Raw genomic sequence first — 17,824 nt, 5'->3', positions numbered from 1 at the left:
AACCTCAAGATCCTCCTCTTCAACAACCGGATCTACGGCCTCACCAAGGGCCAGTACTCCCCCACCAGCGAAGTCGGCAAGATCACCAAATCGACGCCGATGGGCTCCCTCGACGCCCCCTTCAACCCCGTCTCCCTCGCCCTCGGCGCCGAGGCCTCGTTCGTGGCCCGCACCGTCGACTCCGACCGCAAACACCTCACCGAGGTGCTGCGCCAGGCCTCCGAGCACAACGGCACCGCCCTGGTCGAGATCTACCAGAACTGCAACATCTTCAACGACGGCGCCTTCGAGGCCCTCAAGGACAAGGACCAGGCCAAGGAAGCCGTCATCCGCCTCGAACACGGCCGGCCGATCCGCTTCGGCACCGACAACGACAAGGGCGTCGTCCGCGACCCCGCCACCGGCGACCTGAAGGTCGTCGAGGTGACGCCGGAGAACGAGGCACAGGTCCTGATCCACGACGCCCACGCGGCCACCCCGACGACCGCGTTCGCGCTGTCCCGGCTGGCCGACCCCGACACCCTGCACCAGACCCCCATCGGCGTCTTCCGCTCCGTCGACCGGCCCGTCTACGACACCCTGATGGCCGACCAGCTCGACACCGCCGTCGAACACCAGGGCAAGGGCGACCTGGGCCGGCTCCTCACCGGCAACGACACCTGGACGGTCGTCGGCTGACAGCCGCGCGCGGTCAGCCGCGCTTCGCTGCCTCGGCGTACGGGCCGAGGCAGCGGGGCCTTCCCGACTTGATCTGCCAGAGGGTCAGTCCTACGAGCTGGGACTCCGAGCGGTCGTTGGACCGGGCGTTGTAGGACCTGGCCACGCCGCGATAAGCGATGTCGTCCTTCATGAACGCGTTCGCCAACGCCGCGGCCGGGTGCTCCGCGTTCCTCCTGACGGCGGTACGCAGCGCCTGCGCCGTCCAGAGCAGGGCGTCGTACGACTCCACCGCGAACCGGTCCACCGGGTCCGTGGCCGCGAGCCGCCAGCGCTTGCGGTACGCGGCCGTGAACTCCTTCGCGCCCGGGAGCGTGTCGGGATCGGTGTAGCCCGCCCCGAAATACCAGCCCTCGGCGGCCGGCCCCGCCACGGCGAGGAACTCCGGCCCGAGCGCGGGCTCGACGCTTCCGCAAGGGCCCCGGTAGCCCTGCTGCCGCAGGGCCTTGGCGCACAGGGCGGCCCGGCGCGGCGACGTCCCCAGGTAGAACACGCCCGTGGGGGAGGTCGCGAGTGCCGCCCGGACCGCCGGGCCGAAGTCCTCGCTGTCCGCCGCGACCCGGTGCACCGTGACCGTGCCGCCGGCGGGGGGCGAGTTCTGGGCGGTCCGGGCAGCGCTCCAGCTGTAGGTGCCGGCGGCCCGGTCCTCGATGACGGCGGTGCGGCCCAGGTGGTGCTCGCTGAGGTAGCGGCCGAAGGGCACGAGCATCGCCTCGGCATAGGGCCGCATCTCGAAGTACGTGCGCATCTCCGGCATCTGGCCCCGGATCTCCCCGTCCCCCACCGTCGGCACCAGGCTCAGCATCGGCACCTTCGGATCCACCAGCACGTTCGCCGCCGCCACGGCCGTCTCGGGGGTCGTCGGGCCGAGCACGGCGACCAAGGCCGGGGTCTTCAGGAAGGATCGGGCCCCGGCGGCGGCCCGCTTGGGGTCTCCCCCGTCGTCCGTCACCTTGAGCACCAGGTCGAAGGGCCGGTCCGCGCGGGCGTTGAAGGTCTCCGCGGCGAGGCGCAGCCCGCGTTCCTGGGCGCGCCCGTCCGCCTTCGCCGGGCCGCTGAGGTCGGTCAGGACGCCGAGGGCGTACGCCGTCCGTACGGTTCCGCCGCCCGTACCGCCACCCGTACCGCCGCCCGGGTCACGGCCGAGCAGCCAGGCGGTGAGGCCACCCGTGCCCGCGACGGCCCCGGCCGCGCCGATGGTGAGGAAGCGGCGCCGTGAAGTCCCCAGCGGCTCCTCGGGGTTGAGCACGGTCGGGTCGGCGACCGGCAGGTCGAGGACCCGCGAGGAGCGCTCGGCGATCAGCGCGGGCAGGCCGGGCGGCAGCCAGTTCCCCGCCGCCGGGCCCTCGTACGGACCGAGGGCGTCCCGTACCTCGGCGGCGCTCGGCCGGGCGGCGGCGTCCTTGGCGAGGCAGGCGGTGACGAGCGGGAGCAGGGTGTCCGGCACGTCGGCGAGTTCGGGCTCCTCGTGGACCGTGCGATAGACCACGGCCGCCACCGCGCCCGTACCGAAGGGGCGTTCGCCCGTCAGCGCGTACGCGAGGACGCAGCCGAGCGAGAAGACGTCGGCGGCCGGGCCGACCTCCCCGGCGCCTGCGGCCCGGGCCTGTTCGGGGGCGAGGAAGCCGGGGGTGCCGATCATCGCGTCGGTGGCGGTGAGCGCCGTGGCGCCGCTGACGCGGGCGATGCCGAAGTCGATGAGCCGGGGCCCGTCGAGGGCGAGGAGGACGTTGCCGGGCTTGACGTCGCGGTGGACGAGTCCGGCCGTGTGCATGCCGTCGAGCGCGTCGGCGAGCCGGGCGCCCAGGGTGCGGACGGTGTGCTCGGGCAGGGCGCCGTGCAGGGCGACGGCCTCGGCGAGCGAGGGGCCGGGCACGTACTCGGTGGCCAGCCAGGGTTCGCGGGCCTCCGGGTCGGCTCCGAGGACGCGGACGACCCAGCGGCCCGTGATGCGTTCGGCGGCGGTCGCTTCGCGGCGGAAGCGGGCCCGGAAGCCGGGGTCGGCGGCGTGCTCGGCCCGGATCAGCTTGAGCGCGGCGAGCCCGCCGCCGGCGGAGCGGGCGAGGTAGACCACGCCCATGCCGCCGGTGCCGAGCCGCCCGAGCAGCCGGTAGCCCGCGATGGAGGAGGGGTCGGCCTTCTTCAGCGGCTGCACTCTCACGCCCTCTTCTTGGGCTCGGCAGGGGCGGGGCCGAAGTACTTGTAGGCCCCCTTCTGCACGCCGTAGAGGAAGGTGCCGATACCGGTGAGCTCGCCGTTGTCACGGAACTGGTAACCGCCCATGGCCCCGGTGTACTTCTGCTTCCGCAGGGCCTCCCACAGGCCCTTGCGGGTGAGCGGGCCCTTGGCGGCGCTCGTGGCGAGCCAGGATGTCACCAGGTTGACCACGTCGAAGGACTCGCCGGTGTAGAAGGCCGGGGTGCCTCCGTAACGCTTGCGGTAGGCGTCGAGGAAGTCCTGGGTGAGCTCGCGGTCGGCGGGCTTCTGCTGCTTGTCGGCGGCCCGCTGGACGGGGTCCATGACGGGCGCGCAGACGAACCAGCCCTCGGCGTCGCTCCCGGCCTCCTTCAGGAACTCCGGTCCGAAGACGTGCTGGCCGGTGAACCGGGGCCCCGTGAAGCCGAGTTGCCTCAGGGCGCGGGCGGCGAGAACGGCCGTGGAGCGGACGCCGTTGTGGATGTACGCGTCGATGCCGGCGTCGATCATCTCCCCGATGATCGAGCGGTAGTCGGTGGCCCGGCCCGGGACGACCCGGTAGTGCGGCGTGATGCCTGCCTGTTTGAAGCCGAAGCGGACGCCGCTGGTGTACTGCCAGCTGTACTGGTCGTCGGTGCGTTCCTGGAGGACTCCGGGGCGGCGGATCTGCGGCAGGAGCGTGGCGGACCAGGCGAGGTAGACGCCCGCCATGAAGTGCTGCGGGATGGCGCGGAGGACCGTCGTGTTCGGCGCGCCGCCGCCGTCGCCGCGCAGGGTGAAGAGGTTGTAGCCGGCCGAGGTGGTGAGGAGCGGCACGCCGGCCTCCTCGAAGGCGGGGAGCGCGACGATGCCGGTGTCGTCGGAGGTGGGGCCGAGGACGGCGAGCACGGAGGGGTCGGTGGTCAGCCGCCGGGCGGCGGCGAGGGCGCCGGCGATCCGTCCTCGGTCGTCGGAGACCTTGAGTTCGAGGGTGAAGGGCTTGCCCTTGTGCACGGCGTTGAACCGCTCGACGGCGAGGCGGGCGCCGCGCTCCTGGGCCCGGCCGATCTCCCGGGCGGGGCCGGAGAGGTCGGCGAGGACGCCGATGCTCCAGGTGTTCCGGGGCTTGGGCGGCGCGGGGTGTTTCCCGTCGGTGCCGGTGTCGTCGCGCCGGTTGAGCAGGGCGAAGGTGCCGCCGCCCGCCGCGAGGACCGCCGCGCCGGCGCCGAGCAGCAGGAAGCCGCGCCGGCTGGGCTTCGCCGGGGTGTCCGGGTCCGTGCCGGGTGCGGTCGGGTCGATCTCGGGGAGGGCGAGCATCCGGGCGGAGCGTTCGGCGATGGTCCGGACGACGGGGGCGGGCAGCCATTCGGCGCCGTCGCGCGGTGTGTCCTCGACGAGCTGTACGCCGATCTCGGCGGCGGTGGGCCGGGCGGCCGGGTCCTTGGCGAGGCAGGCGCGGACGAGGTCGAGCAGTCCTTCGGGTACGCGGGTGAGGTCGGGTTCGTCGTGGACGGTCCGGTACATGAGGGCGTCCACGGCGCCGGTGCCGAAGGGCGGGCGGCCGGTCGCCGCGTACACGAGGAGGCAGCCGAGGGCGAAGACGTCGGCGGGCGGGCCGATGGCGTCGGCCCGGGCCTCGGCCTGCTCGGGGGCGAGGAAGCCGGGGGTGCCGACGACCATGTCGGTGGCCGTGAGCGCGGTCTCTCCGGTGCTGCGGGCGATGCCGAAGTCGATGAGACGGGGGCCGTCGACGGCGAGGAGGACGTTCCCCGGTTTGACGTCCCGGTGGACGAGCCCGGCCGCGTGCACGGCGGCGAGGGCGCGGGCGACGGACCAGCCCAGGAGCCGGACGGACCGTTCGGGCAGCGGGCCGTGCGCGGCGACGGCCTCACCGAGGGAGGGCCCCGCGACGAAGGCGGTGGCCATCCACGGTTCCGGGGCGTCCGGGTCGGCGCCGGTGACGGGCACGGCCCAGGGGCTGGAGACCCGGCGCGCGGCCTCCACCTCGCGGCGGAAGCGGGCCCGGAAGTCGGGCTGGTCGGCCTGGTCGGCGTGGGTGACCTTGACGGCGGCGAGCTCGCCGTTCTCGGTGCGGCCGAGGTAGACGACACCCATGCCGCCGGCGCCGAGACGGCCGAGGAGGCGGTAGCCGGCGATCGAGGACGGGTCGGAGGGCAGGAGCTGCTGAAGGGCGCCGGGCTCGGGGGCGGGCTGCGCGCCGGGGCCGTGGTCCGGCTGTGCGCCGGGCTCGGGGGCGGGGTCGGCCATCGGGCTCACGACTGGGCTCCCAACTGGTTCTTGGCGCGCTCCTGCATGGTGCCGCTGACCCGGATCAGGGCGGCTTTGCCCTCCGCCTCGGTACGGCCGGGGGCTCCCTTGACGACGGCGGCGACACTGACCTGCCCGATGCGCATCTGGTACCAGCTGTAGGGCTGTGCTCCCTTGAAGGCGTCGGCGAGGTACGAGCCGTGCTCCATGAGGGTGTCCAGGTTCTCGTCGGCGCCGTAGGGGACGCCGAGCGACTGAAGGCCGGTGATGCGTTCGCCCTGGCGCAGCTCCTGATCCGGGCAGCGCAGCGGTTCCTCCAGGGTCTCGGCCATCTCCCAGTCGGCATCGGCCACGGTGCGGTGGACGGTGACGGTGGCGGCAACCCGGAGGGGTCCCTTGCCGCCCACGGCCGGGATCTCGCTGTAGGCGGTGACGCTGAAGAGGACGGACCGGGGCAGGGTCCCGATCTCCCACTCGCAGTTCGCGTCGAGGACCGGCCAGGAGCCGGGGGCGCTGAGGAACGGGGCGCGCTTGACGAAGTCGGGTCCCCAGTCGTCCGGCCCCGCCACGATCGCGAGGGCGAGCCGCTTCGCGTCAGCCGCATCGCGCGGCGCCTTCTTCGGGTCCGGGGTGAAGCCCCGTGCGGTCGGGGACGCGGTCGGCGCCCCGGACGAGCCGGCGCTCGGTTTCGCTCGGGGCGGTTTCGCCTCGTCCCCACTGCCCTTCGACGAGCACCCCGCCAGGAGTAACCCGCTCGCCGCCGCCACGGCAGCAGCGCGCAGCACTCTCCGGTACGCGTCCCTCACTGTTCCCCCACGGTCGCTCGCACGATCCCCCCGGTCGGTGAAGCAGATCGTACGGCCCCGCAGATCAACTCGCCCGGGCTACAACGTCATTGGGACGCCGCGCGCACGGTGTCGTAACGCATGCGCGCCGCCTCGACCGCGCCCACCTGCTGTTCGGTCCAGCGGGCGAGTTCCCAGACCTGGCGGGCGGCTCCCTCGCCGAGGGGGGTGAGGCTGTAGTCGACGCGGGGCGGGATGACGGGCTTGGCGTCGCGGTGGACGAAGCCGTCGCGCTCCAGGGTCTGGAGGGTCTGGGCCAGCATCTTCTCGCTGACGCCGCCGATCTCGCGGCGCAGTTCGCTGAAGCGGTACGAGCGCTCCAGGAGGGCCGCGAGGACGAGGACGCCCCAGCGGCTGGTGACGTGCTCCAGGACGAGGCGCGAGGGGCACATCGGCTCGTTCACGTTCGGCGGCTTGCTTACTTCCATGCCAGTACCTTACTTCAAAGTGGGTACTTACGAAAGGTTAGCGCCCACCGTACGGTGAGTGCATCGCCCACCGCACACCCCACGGGAAGAAGGAAGCACCATGAGCATCGTCGTCACCGGAGCCACCGGACAGCTCGGCCGTCTCGTCGTCGACGCCCTCCTCGAAACCGTTCCCGCCGAGTCCGTCGTCGCCGTCGTCCGCGACAAGGCCAAGGCCGCCGACCTCGCCGAGCGCGGTGTCGAGCTGCGGATCGCCGACTACAGCCGCCCGGAGACCCTGGCGGAGGCCTTCGAGGCCGGCGACCGGGTGCTGCTGATCTCGGGCAGCGAGGTCGGGCAGCGGGTGCCGCAGCACCGTGCCGTGATCGACGCGGCGAAGGCGGCGGGCGTGGCCCAGCTCGCGTACACCGGAATCCTCGGCGGCCCGGAGGCCGACTTCACGCTCGCCGACGAGCACAAGGCGACCGAGGAGCTGATCCTCGCGTCCGGCCTGCCGTACACCTTCCTGCGCAACGGCTGGTACTCCGAGAACTACACCGCCAACCTCGCCCCGGTCCTGGCCCACGGCGCCGTCGTCGCCAGCGCCGGCGAGGGTCGCGTCGCCTCCGCCTCCCGCGCCGACTACGCCGCCGCCGCGGCCGCCGTCCTGACCGGCCCGGCCGAGGAGCACCTGAACGAGACGTACGAGCTGAGCGGCGACACCGCCTGGTCCTTCGCCGAGTACGCGGCCGAGGTCGCGGCGCAGACCGGCCGGGAGATCACGTACAGCGCCGTCCCCGCCGCGACCCACCTGGAGATCCTCACCGGCGCCGGGGTCCCGGCCCCCTTCGCCGAGATCCTCGTCGACGTCGACCGGGCCGTCGCGCTCGGCGCGCTCGCCCTGCGGACCGGCGACCTGGCGCGGCTGATCGGCCGCCCGACCACCCCGGTCGCCGAGTCGATCAAGGCCGCGCTCGCCGCCTCGTGACGGCGTCATGACCGTATACCGGTACGGGCATGACAACCCGCCCCGTGCGGCGCTACCTTCGACGGAACAGCACGGCACAGGGCGGGAGGTCCGGTGGAGACGGAGAAGAACGAGGGACGAGCAGGACTGCTCTACGGGATCGGCGCCTACGGCATGTGGGGACTGGTCCCGCTCTTCTGGCCCCTCCTCAAGCCCGCCGGAGCGATCGAGATCCTCGCCCACCGGATGGTGTGGTCACTGGTCTTCGTCGGCATCGCGCTGCTCGCGCTGCGCCGCTGGAGCTGGATACCCGAGCTCGCCCGCAGCCCGCGCAAGCTCGCCCTGATCGCCCTCGCCGCCGCCGTCATCACCGTGAACTGGGGCCTCTACATCTGGTCCGTGAACACGGGCCACGTCGTCGAGGCCTCCCTCGGGTACTTCATCAACCCGCTCGTGACGATCGCCCTCGGCGTCCTCGTCCTGAAGGAGCGGCTGCGCCCCGCGCAGTGGGCGGCGGTCGGCGTCGGCCTGACCGCCGTGGTCGTCCTGGCGGTCGGAGCCGGGCGGCCGCCGTGGATCTCGCTCACCCTCGCCTTCTCCTTCGCGGCCTACGGCCTGGTGAAGAAGAAGGTCAACATCGGCGGCCTGGAGTCGCTCGCCGCCGAGACCGCCGTCCAGTTCCTGCCCGCCCTCGGCTACCTCGTCTGGCTCGGGACCCGGGGCACCCTGGCCTTCGGCCACCACGGCGCCGGGCACACGGCCCTGCTCGCCGCCACCGGCATCGTCACGGCGGCGCCCCTGGTCTGCTTCGGGGCGGCGGCGATCCGCGTCCCGCTGTCGACGCTCGGACTCCTCCAGTACCTCGCGCCGACCTTCCAGTTCCTGCTCGGCGTCGTCTACTTCCACGAGGAGATGCCGGCGGAGCGCTGGGCGGGCTTCTCCCTCGTCTGGCTGGCCCTGACGATCCTCACCTGGGACGCGCTCCGGACGGCCCGGAGGAGCCGGGCGGCGGTCGAGGCGGCGCGCGACGAGGCCGCCCGTACGGAGACCGCTCCCCCGGCCTCCGTGACCTCCGCCCCCTGAGGGGCGTCACGCGTCCAGCAGGTCGTGCTCCCGGATCAGCCAGCAGACCGCCGTCAGGTGCAGGGTCGCGAAGTCGTGGCCGACGGGTTCGGTCCAGTCGGCCTCGGAGAGCCGGTCGGTGAAGCCGAGGACGTAGTCGGCGAGGTCCTCCCGGCGGACGCTGCGGACCTCCGGGCCCCGCCGGGCGGGGATCAGCGCGTCGCACACGGCCGCCGCGTGCTGGTCGACGGCGGCCACGAGTCCCGGCTCGAAGGAGAACTCCGAGAGCCGGGGCATGTACGCGGCGGCGACGTCGGTCAGCGGGCAGCCGGGCGAATCGTTCATCCCTCCACATTAGGGGCGTACCGGAGCGTACGAACCGTGACCTCGGTCGCAGCCTCCGCGCGAAAACCGGTGGCCGCGCCCGGCGTCTCCCCCGCACCCTGAGGCGCATGGAAGAACCGAAGTACCGGATCCGCGCGCTCCACACCGAGGACACCGTCACCGTCTACCAGGCGTACCGGCCCGGGCTCGGGCTGCCCGCGGCCCGCGACGGCCGCTTCCCGGCCGACTGGAAGCGGGACCGGATGACGTGGATCAAGCCGTCGTTCCTGTGGATGATGTACCGCTGCGGCTGGGGGACGAAGGAGGGCCAGGAGACCGTCCTCGCCGTGGAGATCACCCGCGAGGGCTTCGCATGGGCCCTGCGGAACGCCTGCCTCTCCCACTACGAGGCCGGCTTCCACGCCGACCAGGCGTCCTGGAAGCGGCAGCTGCGGCAGGCGCCCGCCCGGGTCCAGTGGGACCCCGAGCGCGACCTGCGCCTGAACCCCCTCCCGTACCGCTCGCTCCAGCTCGGCCTGTCGGGCGAGGCCTCCCGCCGGTACGCGGACGAGTGGACGGTCTCGATCACCGACGTGACGGCGCTCGCCCACGAGGTCCACGGCCTGGTGCGGGCCGGCGACCTGGAGGCCGCCGGCCGGCTGCTTCCCCGGGAGGAGCCCTACCCGGAGCCGGCGGGCCTCCTCGACCACCTGCGGGATCAGCCGCCCATGACGCCGAAGTTGAAGTCCCCGGTGCCGAGCATCCCGTAGAGCCGCAGCCACAGGGGCAGGAGCTGCTCGGTGGCGCGGGCGCTCGACAGGTCGCCGAGGTCGATGATCTGGTCGGCCGCCCAGCCGAAGGAGGCGAGCAGCTCCGCGACCACGGCCTTCGCGTCCGTGTCGTCGCCGCTCAGGAAGACGTTGTGGCGACCCGGGACCCGGCCGGGCTCGACCATGACGGTGTTGGTCATGGTGTTGAGCGTCTTGACGACGCGCGTCTCCGGGAAGGCGCTCTGGAGCTGCTCGGCGACGCTCCTGCCGTCGGGCAGGCCGACCTTGGGCGGGAAGCCCTCCGAGAAGTCGAGCGCGTTGGACACGTCGATCAGGACCTTGCCGCGCAGGTTCGCGGCGCCCGCGGCCTCCAGGACGGCCAGCGAGACGAGCCCGCCGGTCGCGTTGACGACCAGCTCCGCCGGGCCGGCCGCATCGGCGAAGGTCCCGTGCGTCCCACCGCTCTCCCCCGCCCACTTCGTGGCGTCGGGGTTGTCCGCGGTACGGGACCCCAGAGCCACCTCATGCCCGAGCGAGACCAACTTCGTGGCGAGCCGCTGCCCGACCTCGCCCGTTCCCAGTACGGCGATCTTCATGTGCGTGCGCTCCTTCGGAAGGGGAGGACTGACCGGGAGCCCGACCTTATGCGCCCGGCGCCCCATGTGCTCGCATTAAGGGGGCACATGACTCCGACCGACTGCCCGCTCGTGGCGCCGCTCAAGGGGCTCGGCCACGGCCCGAAGCCGGCGGGCGGCTCCCGCCCGGTCCGCGCGACGCGCGCCGGGTCCGTGCCACAGGTCGCCCGGCCCGCCCGGTGCGCCGACGCCTGAGCACCTCAGCCGACGCGCCGGTTCACGGAGAGCAGCCACATCCAGCGTCGGCGCTCCGTGACGACGGTCGCGGCGGCCAGTCCGGTCACGGGCACGGCCGCCCAGACGGGCCAGGCGAACCAGGAGGCGATCACGGCGGCGACCAGTTGGAGCAGCACCAGCAGGATCGTGCCCCGTCCCGGCACCGCGACGATCACCTGCGCCTTGTCCCCCGGAGTGGAGAAGAGCGTCGGAAGACCGATCAGGACCACCACGGACAGGACGGCAAGCAGCCACGAGTGCCCGGCCAGGGCCCAGGGGGTGGCCACCCAGGCGACGAGCTCCGTGGCGAACCGCAGGGCGGACGCGGCGCGGTCATCGGGTCGTCCTGAGCCCGTCGCTCCGCCGGCGATGTCTGTCACGTGCGGACGATGCCATGCGGGGCGACCGGAGGAAAGGGGCGGGAGCACTCCTGCGGGTGCCGGTCGTCCTCGCGGCGACGACGGGTCCGGCCCGCCCCGGCGGGCCGACCACGCGGTCCGGGGGGGCAGGAGGTACGACCCGTGGGACACCGGACGGCCACAGCCCCGGGTCGGCCGCGGCCGTTCATCGCCGACGCGGTCTCCCCGGAGCGGGCGGCCGCCGGGCGCGAGCGCGCGGTGGAACTCGGCGGACCCCGCCGGCATCGCGCGTGACAGCGGGTCCATCGCGGCGCGCGGCGGGACGCGTGCGACGTGGCCGGCGGCGACCGGGTCGTACGGGTCGCGCACAGCTGCCGGGAAGGAGGGCTCGGCCGTGCGGGCGGCCCTGTGTCCTAGCCCAGCCACGCCCCCTCGCGCATCACGGTCCTGCCGCGCAGTTCCGGTACTCCGCGCCAGGCGCGGACCGTCCGCGGCACCACGCGCAGGTACGTGTAGGGGGCCTCTTCCTCACGCGGATCCCAGCCGAACTTGCCCGCGAACGCGTCCGCGGCGTCCTTCGGGACCTCCCCCGCGGGATGGCACGTCGCCTCGCCCTGCAGGAGTACGACGTCATACGCGTCCGGCAGTGCGAGCCGTACGCGTCGCTCCTCGCGTGCGTTGCGCACGGTCGCCGAGTTCGCGCCGGTGCACATCCACGCCGCCCGCCCGTCCCACAGGAACCACAGGGGCACCTGGTGCGGGCCGTGGTCCGGGTGGGACGTCGACACCCAGATGTCCCGCTCCGAGCCGAGGCGTCCCAAGGTGTCCCGCGTGCGCTCCGCCGTGGTGCGGGGAGTGGTCTCCGTTGCCTGCATGGGCGACGACCCTAGCCAGCGAGTCCGTGGTGCGCATGGGGCGCAGGACCTAGGTCCCCGGTCCGACCGTTCGCTGAGCGAACACTCCTGACCGGTTTCTGCTCTTGACGGCGAGTCAAATTCTCACTGAACATTCAGCACGCACAGCAGTACGACTGCACAGCAGAGCACACCCGTTCAGCTCCAGCGCCTCGTGGCACCGCCGCCCGGGGCGTCTCGCACGTTCCGTCCCATCCCCGTTCGGAATCCGGAGCCCCCACATGAACCTCTCCGTGCCCAGACGCGTCACCGCGGCCGCCGCCCTCGCGGCGCTCGCCCTCGCCGGGCTCACCGGCACCAGCGCCGCCGCCGGCCAGGCCGCGGCCGTCACCCCGCCCGACATCCCGCTGGCCAACGTCAAGCAGCACCTGGCGGACCTCCAGTCGATCGCCAACGCCAACGGCGGCAACCGCGCCCACGGCCGCACCGGCTACAAGGCCTCGATCGACTTCGTGAAGGCGAAGCTGGACGCCGCCGGCTACACCACCACCCTGCAGACCTTCACCTCCAGCGGCGCCACCGGCTACAACCTGATAGCCGACTGGCCGGGCGGCGACCCGAACCAGGTCCTCATGACCGGAGCGCACCTCGACTCGGTCACCGCGGGCCCCGGCATCAACGACAACGGCTCCGGGTCCGCCGCGATCCTGGAGACCGCTCTCGCCGTCTCCCGCGCCCAGCTCCAGCCGACGAAGCACCTGCGGTTCGCCTGGTGGGGCGCCGAGGAGCTCGGGCTCATCGGGTCGAAGTACTACGTCAACAACCTTCCCACGACCGAGCGTTCGAAGATCAGCGGCTATCTGAACTTCGACATGATCGGCTCGCCGAACCCGGGCTACTTCGTCTACGACGACGACCCGACGCTCGAGCAGACCTTCAAGGACTACTTCGCCGGGCTCGGCATCCCCACCGAGATCGAGACCGAGGGCGACGGCCGCTCCGACCACGCGCCCTTCAAGAACGTGGGCATCCCGGTCGGCGGGCTCTTCTCCGGCGCCGACTACATCAAGACGGCGGCGCAGGCGCAGAAGTGGGGCGGCACGTCCGGCCAGGCCTTCGACCGCTGCTACCACGCGTCCTGCGACACCACGGCGAACATCAACGACACCGCCCTGGACCGGAACGCGGACGCCATCGCCTACGCGATCTGGAGCCTGTCCACCGGGACGACCCCGCCGGCCGGCACGGTCTTCGAGAACACCGCCGACGTCGCCGTCCCGGACAACGGCGCCGCGGTCACCTCGTCGGTCGACGTCACCGGCATCACCGGCAACGCGCCCTCGACGCTGAAGGTCGGCGTGGACATCGTCCACACCTACATCGGCGACCTCGTCGTCGACCTCGTCGCCCCCGACGGCTCGGTCTACAACCTGTCCAACCGGGCGGGCGGCAGCACCGACAACATCAACACCACGTACACCGTGAACGCCTCCTCGGAGGTCGCCAACGGCACCTGGAAGCTCCGGGTCCAGGACAAGGCGTCCATCGACACGGGTTACATCAACGGCTTCAAGCTGACGTTCCCGTAAGGACGAAGAACTCCCGGGCGGGCCGGTGACATCGCCCCCGACCCGCCCGGGTTCCCAACTCGACTGCTACTTGCCGGCGTTCGCCGCGTTCACCAGCGCGTCCTTCGTCACCGCGCCGACGTAGACCTTGCCGTCGTCGGTGAGGAGCGCGTTCACCAGCTTCGTCTTGTAGACGGTGCCCGAGCCGAACTTGCCGGTGACCTTGTCGCCGAAGGAGTCCAGGAAGCCCTGGACCTCCTTCGGCGCGTCGTCCGTCTTGGGCGCCGGCGCCCCCGTGTCGAGCTTCGCGATCGTCGTCCAGCCCTCGCCGATGACGTTCATGCCCTCGCCGGAGCCGCCGAAGCCCTTCCCGAAGTCCTTGCCGAAGTCCTTGCCGAGGCCGGGGATGCCCTCCTCGAAGCCCTCCGGCAGGTCGCCCGGGGCCTGCTCGCCCTTCCCGGCCTTCTCCGCCGCGCCCTCCGTCACCTTCGCGCCCTTCGGCGCCTTGAAGGTGAACTCCGAGGCGGCCGGCTTCCCGAAGTCGACCTTCGTGAAGCCCGCGTCGACGACCGGCTTGCCGCCCTCGACGGAGGAGAGCGTGAACTTCAGCGGGGTGCCGTTGGCCGCGTCCACCGCGATCTTCACCGACTCGACCGTCGAACCGCTCTGCTTCGGCTTGATCACCAGCTGGTACGCGTTCCGGCCGGCCACCTTCGCCGTCCCGTCGACCGTGATCGACGTGGTGTCGCCGGCGGCCTTGAGGACCTCGTCGGCGAGCTGCTTGGGCGTGCCCGGGAACTTCTCGTCCTTCTCGGGGGCGCCGGGGCCGCCCGCCGCGCCCTTCTCGTGGAAGGCCTCGTTCGACTTGCTGTCGTAGCCCCAGACGTCGTCGCCGTTGTGGATCAGGCTGTACTCGTCGGAGCCGTCGAGCAGGGTGAGCCGCTGGCGCTCGGGGCCGTCCGCCGCGATGCGCAGGGTGTGGCTTCCCGAGAAGAGCGCGGTGAGCTTCTCGGTCGGGTCGGCCGAGGAGGGGCCGCCGTCGCCGCCGCCCAGGCCCCCGAGGCCGGACGCCAGGCCGTCGAGGGCCGGCAGACCCAGGTCGGTGGAGATCTTGAAGGTGCCGGACAGGGTCTGGGTGTCCGACGCGGCGATCTTCTCGATGAGCTGCTGGGCCGTGATCTCCGGCAGGTCGGGGTCGCCGGACGCCGCGAGCGCCGGGACGAGCCCGATGGTCGCCGCGGCCACTCCTGCCACCGCGACCGGGACGATGAACCGGCTCGCCTTACGGGTCTCTGCCATGGTCTCCGCTACCTCCGTACCGTGCTGCCCCTGTGGTTGATGTCTCCATCTCACCAAGACGGCGGCGCGGAAGCGTCAGACCCCGGGATCAACCTCACGTACTGCTTCGGGATGACCCGACCCCGAGACGGACTACCCCGCGCGGTGGACCACGGCGTCGCACATCTCCGCCAGCGCCGCCTTCGCGTACCCGTCGGGCAGCGGCGCCAGCATGGCGCGCGCCTCCTCGGCGTACCGCACGGTGTCCCGGCGGGCCTGCTCCAGGGCGGGGTGGGCGCGCAGCCGGCGCAGGGCCTCCGCGTGCCGCTCGTCGTCGGTGAGGTCGCCGTCGACGAGGGCGACGAGCTCCAGGTCCTCCTGGCGCCCGTGGGCGGCCGCGGCGGCCCTCAGGTGGAGGACGGGGAGGGTCGGGATGCCCTCGCGGAGGTCGGTGCCGGGGGTCTTGCCGGACTCGTGGGAGTCGGAGGCGATGTCGAGGACGTCGTCGGCGAGCTGGAAGGCGACGCCGAGCCGCTCGCCGTACTGGGTGAGGATGTCGACGACGCTCTCGTCGGCGCCGGACATCATGGCGCCGAAGCGGCAGGAGACGGCGACGAGGGAGCCGGTCTTGCCGCCGAGGACGTCGAGGTAGTGCTCGACGGGGTCGCGGCCGTCCATCGGCCCGGCGGTCTCCAGGATCTGGCCGGTCACGAGCCGTTCGAACGCCTCGGCCTGGATGCGTACGGCCTCGGGGCCGAGATCCGCGAGCGTGTGCGAGGCACGGGCGAAGAGGAAGTCACCCGTGAGGACGGCGATCGAGTTGCCCCAACGGGTGTTGGCGCTGTCGACGCCGCGCCGGACGTCGGCCTCGTCCATGACGTCGTCGTGGTAGAGCGTGGCCAGGTGGGTGAGCTCGACGACCACGGCGGAGGGCACGACGCCCGGCGCGTAGGGGTCGCCGAACTGGGCGGCGAGCATCACGAGCAGGGGGCGGAACCGCTTCCCCCCGGCCAGGACGAGGTGCTGCGCGGCCTCCGTGATGAAGGGGACATCGCTCTTGGTGGCGTCCAGGAGGCCCGCCTCCACAGCCGCCAGACCGGTCTGGACATCGGCCTCAAGAGCCTGGTCCCGCACGCTGAGGCCGAACGGCCCGACGACGGTCACGAGGGGGTCTCCTGTCTGCTGACGCCTGCTGACGATCACATGGATTGTCGATGTGTCGCTCGATTCACTCAAGCCAGCGTATCCGGTCACCTTTCGATCACCGTGGGCGCCTTCCCGTCACCCCCGGTATGTTCGTGATCGGCGCTTATGGACAAGAGTGGGCGCTTTGTCTCGAACAGTGCTCGACACAGTGATCGACCAGGGGTCCGCGATGAAGATCCGTACCGACTTCCCGTACGAGACGCGCCACGAGGACCTCCGCATCCCGCTGCCGGACGGCACCCGACTGTACGCGCGCGTGTGGCGCCCGCTCACGGACGAGCCCGTGCCGGCCCTCCTGGAGTACCAGCCGTTCCGCCTCACCGACTGGACGGCCCCGCGCGACGGGCAGCGCCACCCCTGGTACGCGGGCCACGGCTACGCCTCCGTACGGGTCGACGTCCGCGGCCACGGCAACAGCGAGGGCCTCCCCGGCGACGCGTACGACCCCGTCGAGCTCGCCGACGGGGTCGCCGTCGTGAACTGGCTCGCCGAGCAGGAGTGGTGCACCGGGAAGGTCGGCATGTTCGGCATCTCCCGGGGCGGCGTGAGCGCCCTCCAGGTGGCCGCCCTCGCCCCCGAGCCGCTCAAGGCGGTCGTCTCCGTCTGCTCCACCGACGACCGCTACGACAACGACGCCCACTACATGGGCGGCTCGGTCCTCGGCGTCGACATGCACGCCCGGGCCGCCGCCATGCTCGCCTTCACCGCCCGGCCCCCGGACCCCCGGTACGCGGGCGAGGAGTGGCGCGAGCTGTGGCTGAGGCGCCTGGAGGCCGTCGAGCCGCCCGTCCACACCTGGCTCTCCCACCAGACCCGGGACGCGTACTGGAAGCACGGCAGCGTCCGCGAGGACTACGGGGCGATCCGGGCCGCCGTCCTCGCCGTCGGCGGCTGGCACGACCCGTACCGCGACACCGTCCTGCGGCTCGCCCGGCACCTCCCCCAGGACCGGGTGCGCGGCATCATCGGCCCCTGGTGCCACCAGTACCCGGACCGCGGCCTGCCGCCGGGACCGGCGATCGGCTTCCTCCAGGAGACCCTGCGCTGGTGGGACCACCACCTCAAGGACGTCGAGAACGACGTGATGGCCGAACCGCTGCTGCGCTCCTGGATCAGCGACTCGCACCCGCCGGCCACCGTGTACGAGGAGCTGCCCGGCCGCTGGGTCGCCGACCCCTCCTGGCCCTCGCCGCACGTCACCCCCGTCACGTACGCCTTCCAGGGCGCCCCCGTCCTGGTCGACTCGCCCCAGCGGACCGGCCTCGACGCCGGCCGCTTCCTCCCCCTCGGCCACGACGCCGACCTGCCGCCCGACCAGCGCGACGAGGACGCCCGCTCGGCCTGCTTCGACTTCCCCGTCCCCGAGGACGGCGGCCCCGTCGAGATCCTGGGCCGGCCCGCCGTGAGCCTCGCCCTGCGCACGGCCGCCCCCACCGGGCAGGTCGTCGCCCGGCTCTGCGACATCGCCCCGGACGGCTCCTCCACCCTCGTCACCCGGGGCGCCCTGAACCTCTCCGCCCGCTACGGCCGCGACCGGGCCGTGGAGGCGCAGATCGGCGAGACGGAGAACTACGTCTTCGAGCTGAACGGCATCGGGCACGGCTTCGCGCCCGGCCACCGGGTGCGGCTCGCGGTCTCCTCCACGTACTGGCCGTGGATCTGGCCCCAGCCGGACGCGGCCGGCTTCACCCTCGACCCGGCGGGCTCGAACCTCACCCTGCCGGTCCGCGCGCGCACCGAGGACGCCGTCCAGTGGGAGGAGCCGGAGCAGTCCGCGCCCCTCGGCGTCACGTACCCGTCCACCCTGGAGGAGCCGCGCCCGGAGCGGGTGGTGGTCCGGGACGTGGCCAGGGACGAGTGGACGCTGGAGGTCGACCCGACGTACGGCGGCGGCACGCGCCTGTACCCGGACGGCCTGGAGTACACCGAGGACGCCGTGGAGACGTACACGATCGACGGGAGCGGCCCGCTGTCCGCCCGGACCCGCTCGCAGTGGTCGATCCGGCTGCACCGGCCCGAGCTGCCCTGGGACGTCACGGTCGACACCCGCTCGGAGATCTCCTGCGACGCGGACGCCTTCCGCACCGAGGACGAGGTGGTGTGCCGGGAGGGCGGCGAGGTCGTCTTCCACCGGACCTGGGAGAAGAGGATCCCCCGCACGGCGGGCTGACTT

At 72.7% G+C, this 17,824-nt stretch carries 17 protein-coding genes; 7 read left to right on the top strand and 10 right to left on the bottom strand.

The features are described 5' to 3' along the window. Window positions 1-678 (top strand): thiamine pyrophosphate-dependent enzyme (locus ACFYUS_RS32455; protein WP_388860261.1); only part of this gene is annotated, 678 nt, incomplete at its 5' end. A gap of 13 nt (window positions 679-691) precedes the next feature. Here ACFYUS_RS32455 and ACFYUS_RS32450 read toward each other — a convergent pair. The 4 genes from ACFYUS_RS32450 to ACFYUS_RS32435 form a co-directional block, all read right to left on the bottom strand. Beyond that, window positions 692-2,878, bottom strand: a complete 2,187-nt coding sequence (locus ACFYUS_RS32450) for a bifunctional serine/threonine-protein kinase/ABC transporter substrate-binding protein (RefSeq protein WP_388860258.1) — start codon at window positions 2,876-2,878, stop codon at window positions 692-694. Beyond that, complete coding sequence (locus tag ACFYUS_RS32445) at window positions 2,875-5,160, bottom strand: bifunctional serine/threonine-protein kinase/ABC transporter substrate-binding protein (RefSeq protein WP_388860275.1); 2,286 nt, start codon at window positions 5,158-5,160, stop codon at window positions 2,875-2,877. The genes ACFYUS_RS32450 and ACFYUS_RS32445 overlap by 4 nt, the downstream gene beginning before the upstream one ends. A 5-nt stretch (window positions 5,161-5,165) precedes the next feature. Continuing rightward, complete coding sequence (locus ACFYUS_RS32440; protein ID WP_388860256.1) at window positions 5,166-5,945, bottom strand: hypothetical protein; 780 nt, start codon at window positions 5,943-5,945, stop codon at window positions 5,166-5,168. A 107-nt stretch (window positions 5,946-6,052) separates the two neighbouring features. Further along, a complete protein-coding gene (locus ACFYUS_RS32435) occupies window positions 6,053-6,433 on the bottom strand; it encodes a winged helix-turn-helix transcriptional regulator (RefSeq protein ID WP_388860253.1) in 381 nt (126 codons plus the stop codon). A 100-nt stretch (window positions 6,434-6,533) separates the two neighbouring features. On the opposite strand from ACFYUS_RS32435, the gene ACFYUS_RS32430 reads away from it, so the two are divergent. Both ACFYUS_RS32430 and rarD read left to right on the top strand, forming a co-directional pair. Beyond that, entirely contained in the window at window positions 6,534-7,400 is an 867-nt protein-coding gene (locus ACFYUS_RS32430; RefSeq protein ID WP_388860250.1) for an SDR family oxidoreductase, read from the top strand. Between the two features lie 93 nt (window positions 7,401-7,493). Beyond that, complete coding sequence (rarD, locus tag ACFYUS_RS32425; protein ID WP_388860247.1) at window positions 7,494-8,462, top strand: EamA family transporter RarD; 969 nt, start codon at window positions 7,494-7,496, stop codon at window positions 8,460-8,462. 6 nt (window positions 8,463-8,468) lie between these two features. Here rarD and ACFYUS_RS32420 read toward each other — a convergent pair whose 3' ends face one another. Beyond that, window positions 8,469-8,786 carry a DUF6401 family natural product biosynthesis protein gene (locus ACFYUS_RS32420; RefSeq protein ID WP_388860244.1) on the bottom strand — a complete coding sequence of 106 codons (318 nt, stop codon included), beginning with the start codon at window positions 8,784-8,786 and terminating at the stop codon, window positions 8,469-8,471. Window positions 8,787-8,893: 107 nt separating this feature from the next. Here ACFYUS_RS32420 and ACFYUS_RS32415 point away from each other — a divergent pair, with 107 nt between their 5' ends. After that, window positions 8,894-9,535 (top strand): DUF4291 domain-containing protein, encoded by a 642-nt coding sequence (locus ACFYUS_RS32415; protein ID WP_388860241.1) that lies wholly within the window; start codon window positions 8,894-8,896, stop codon window positions 9,533-9,535. Here ACFYUS_RS32415 and ACFYUS_RS32410 read toward each other — a convergent pair. Further along, window positions 9,484-10,131 carry an NADPH-dependent F420 reductase gene (locus ACFYUS_RS32410; protein WP_388860238.1) on the bottom strand — a complete coding sequence of 216 codons (648 nt, stop codon included), beginning with the start codon at window positions 10,129-10,131 and terminating at the stop codon, window positions 9,484-9,486. The genes ACFYUS_RS32415 and ACFYUS_RS32410 overlap by 52 nt on opposite strands. Before the next feature lie 87 nt (window positions 10,132-10,218). Between ACFYUS_RS32410 and ACFYUS_RS32405 the strand changes: the two genes are divergently transcribed. Further along, window positions 10,219-10,365: a hypothetical protein gene (locus ACFYUS_RS32405; protein ID WP_388860235.1), complete on the top strand. Its 147-nt coding sequence runs from the start codon at window positions 10,219-10,221 to the stop codon at window positions 10,363-10,365. 5 nt (window positions 10,366-10,370) lie between these two features. Here the strand turns inward: ACFYUS_RS32405 and ACFYUS_RS32400 are convergent, their stop codons facing one another. Together ACFYUS_RS32400 and ACFYUS_RS32395 are read right to left on the bottom strand one after the other, a co-directional pair. Further along, window positions 10,371-10,766 (bottom strand): hypothetical protein, encoded by a 396-nt coding sequence (locus ACFYUS_RS32400; protein ID WP_388860232.1) that lies wholly within the window; start codon window positions 10,764-10,766, stop codon window positions 10,371-10,373. Between the two features lie 392 nt (window positions 10,767-11,158). Next, complete coding sequence (locus ACFYUS_RS32395; RefSeq protein WP_388860229.1) at window positions 11,159-11,620, bottom strand: pyridoxamine 5'-phosphate oxidase family protein; 462 nt, start codon at window positions 11,618-11,620, stop codon at window positions 11,159-11,161. 260 nt (window positions 11,621-11,880) lie between these two features. On the opposite strand from ACFYUS_RS32395, the gene ACFYUS_RS32390 reads away from it, so the two are divergent. Next, entirely contained in the window at window positions 11,881-13,188 is a 1,308-nt protein-coding gene (locus ACFYUS_RS32390; RefSeq protein WP_388860226.1) for a M28 family metallopeptidase, read from the top strand. Between the two features lie 66 nt (window positions 13,189-13,254). Here the strand turns inward: ACFYUS_RS32390 and ACFYUS_RS32385 are convergent, their stop codons facing one another. Further along, window positions 13,255-14,466, bottom strand: a complete 1,212-nt coding sequence (locus ACFYUS_RS32385) for an outer membrane lipoprotein carrier protein LolA (RefSeq protein ID WP_388860223.1) — start codon at window positions 14,464-14,466, stop codon at window positions 13,255-13,257. Window positions 14,467-14,598: 132 nt separating this feature from the next. Further along, complete coding sequence (locus ACFYUS_RS32380; RefSeq protein ID WP_388860220.1) at window positions 14,599-15,609, bottom strand: polyprenyl synthetase family protein; 1,011 nt, start codon at window positions 15,607-15,609, stop codon at window positions 14,599-14,601. Between the two features lie 211 nt (window positions 15,610-15,820). Between ACFYUS_RS32380 and ACFYUS_RS32375 the strand changes: the two genes are divergently transcribed. Next, window positions 15,821-17,821: a CocE/NonD family hydrolase gene (locus tag ACFYUS_RS32375; protein ID WP_388860217.1), complete on the top strand. Its 2,001-nt coding sequence runs from the start codon at window positions 15,821-15,823 to the stop codon at window positions 17,819-17,821. Window positions 17,822-17,824: the final 3 nt, after the last annotated feature.

Source organism: Streptomyces sp. NPDC004284 (genome assembly GCF_042874035.1).
In the GTDB taxonomy this organism is placed as follows: domain Bacteria; phylum Actinomycetota; class Actinomycetes; order Streptomycetales; family Streptomycetaceae; genus Streptomyces.
This window is presented reverse-complemented; position numbering and strand designations above follow the sequence as displayed.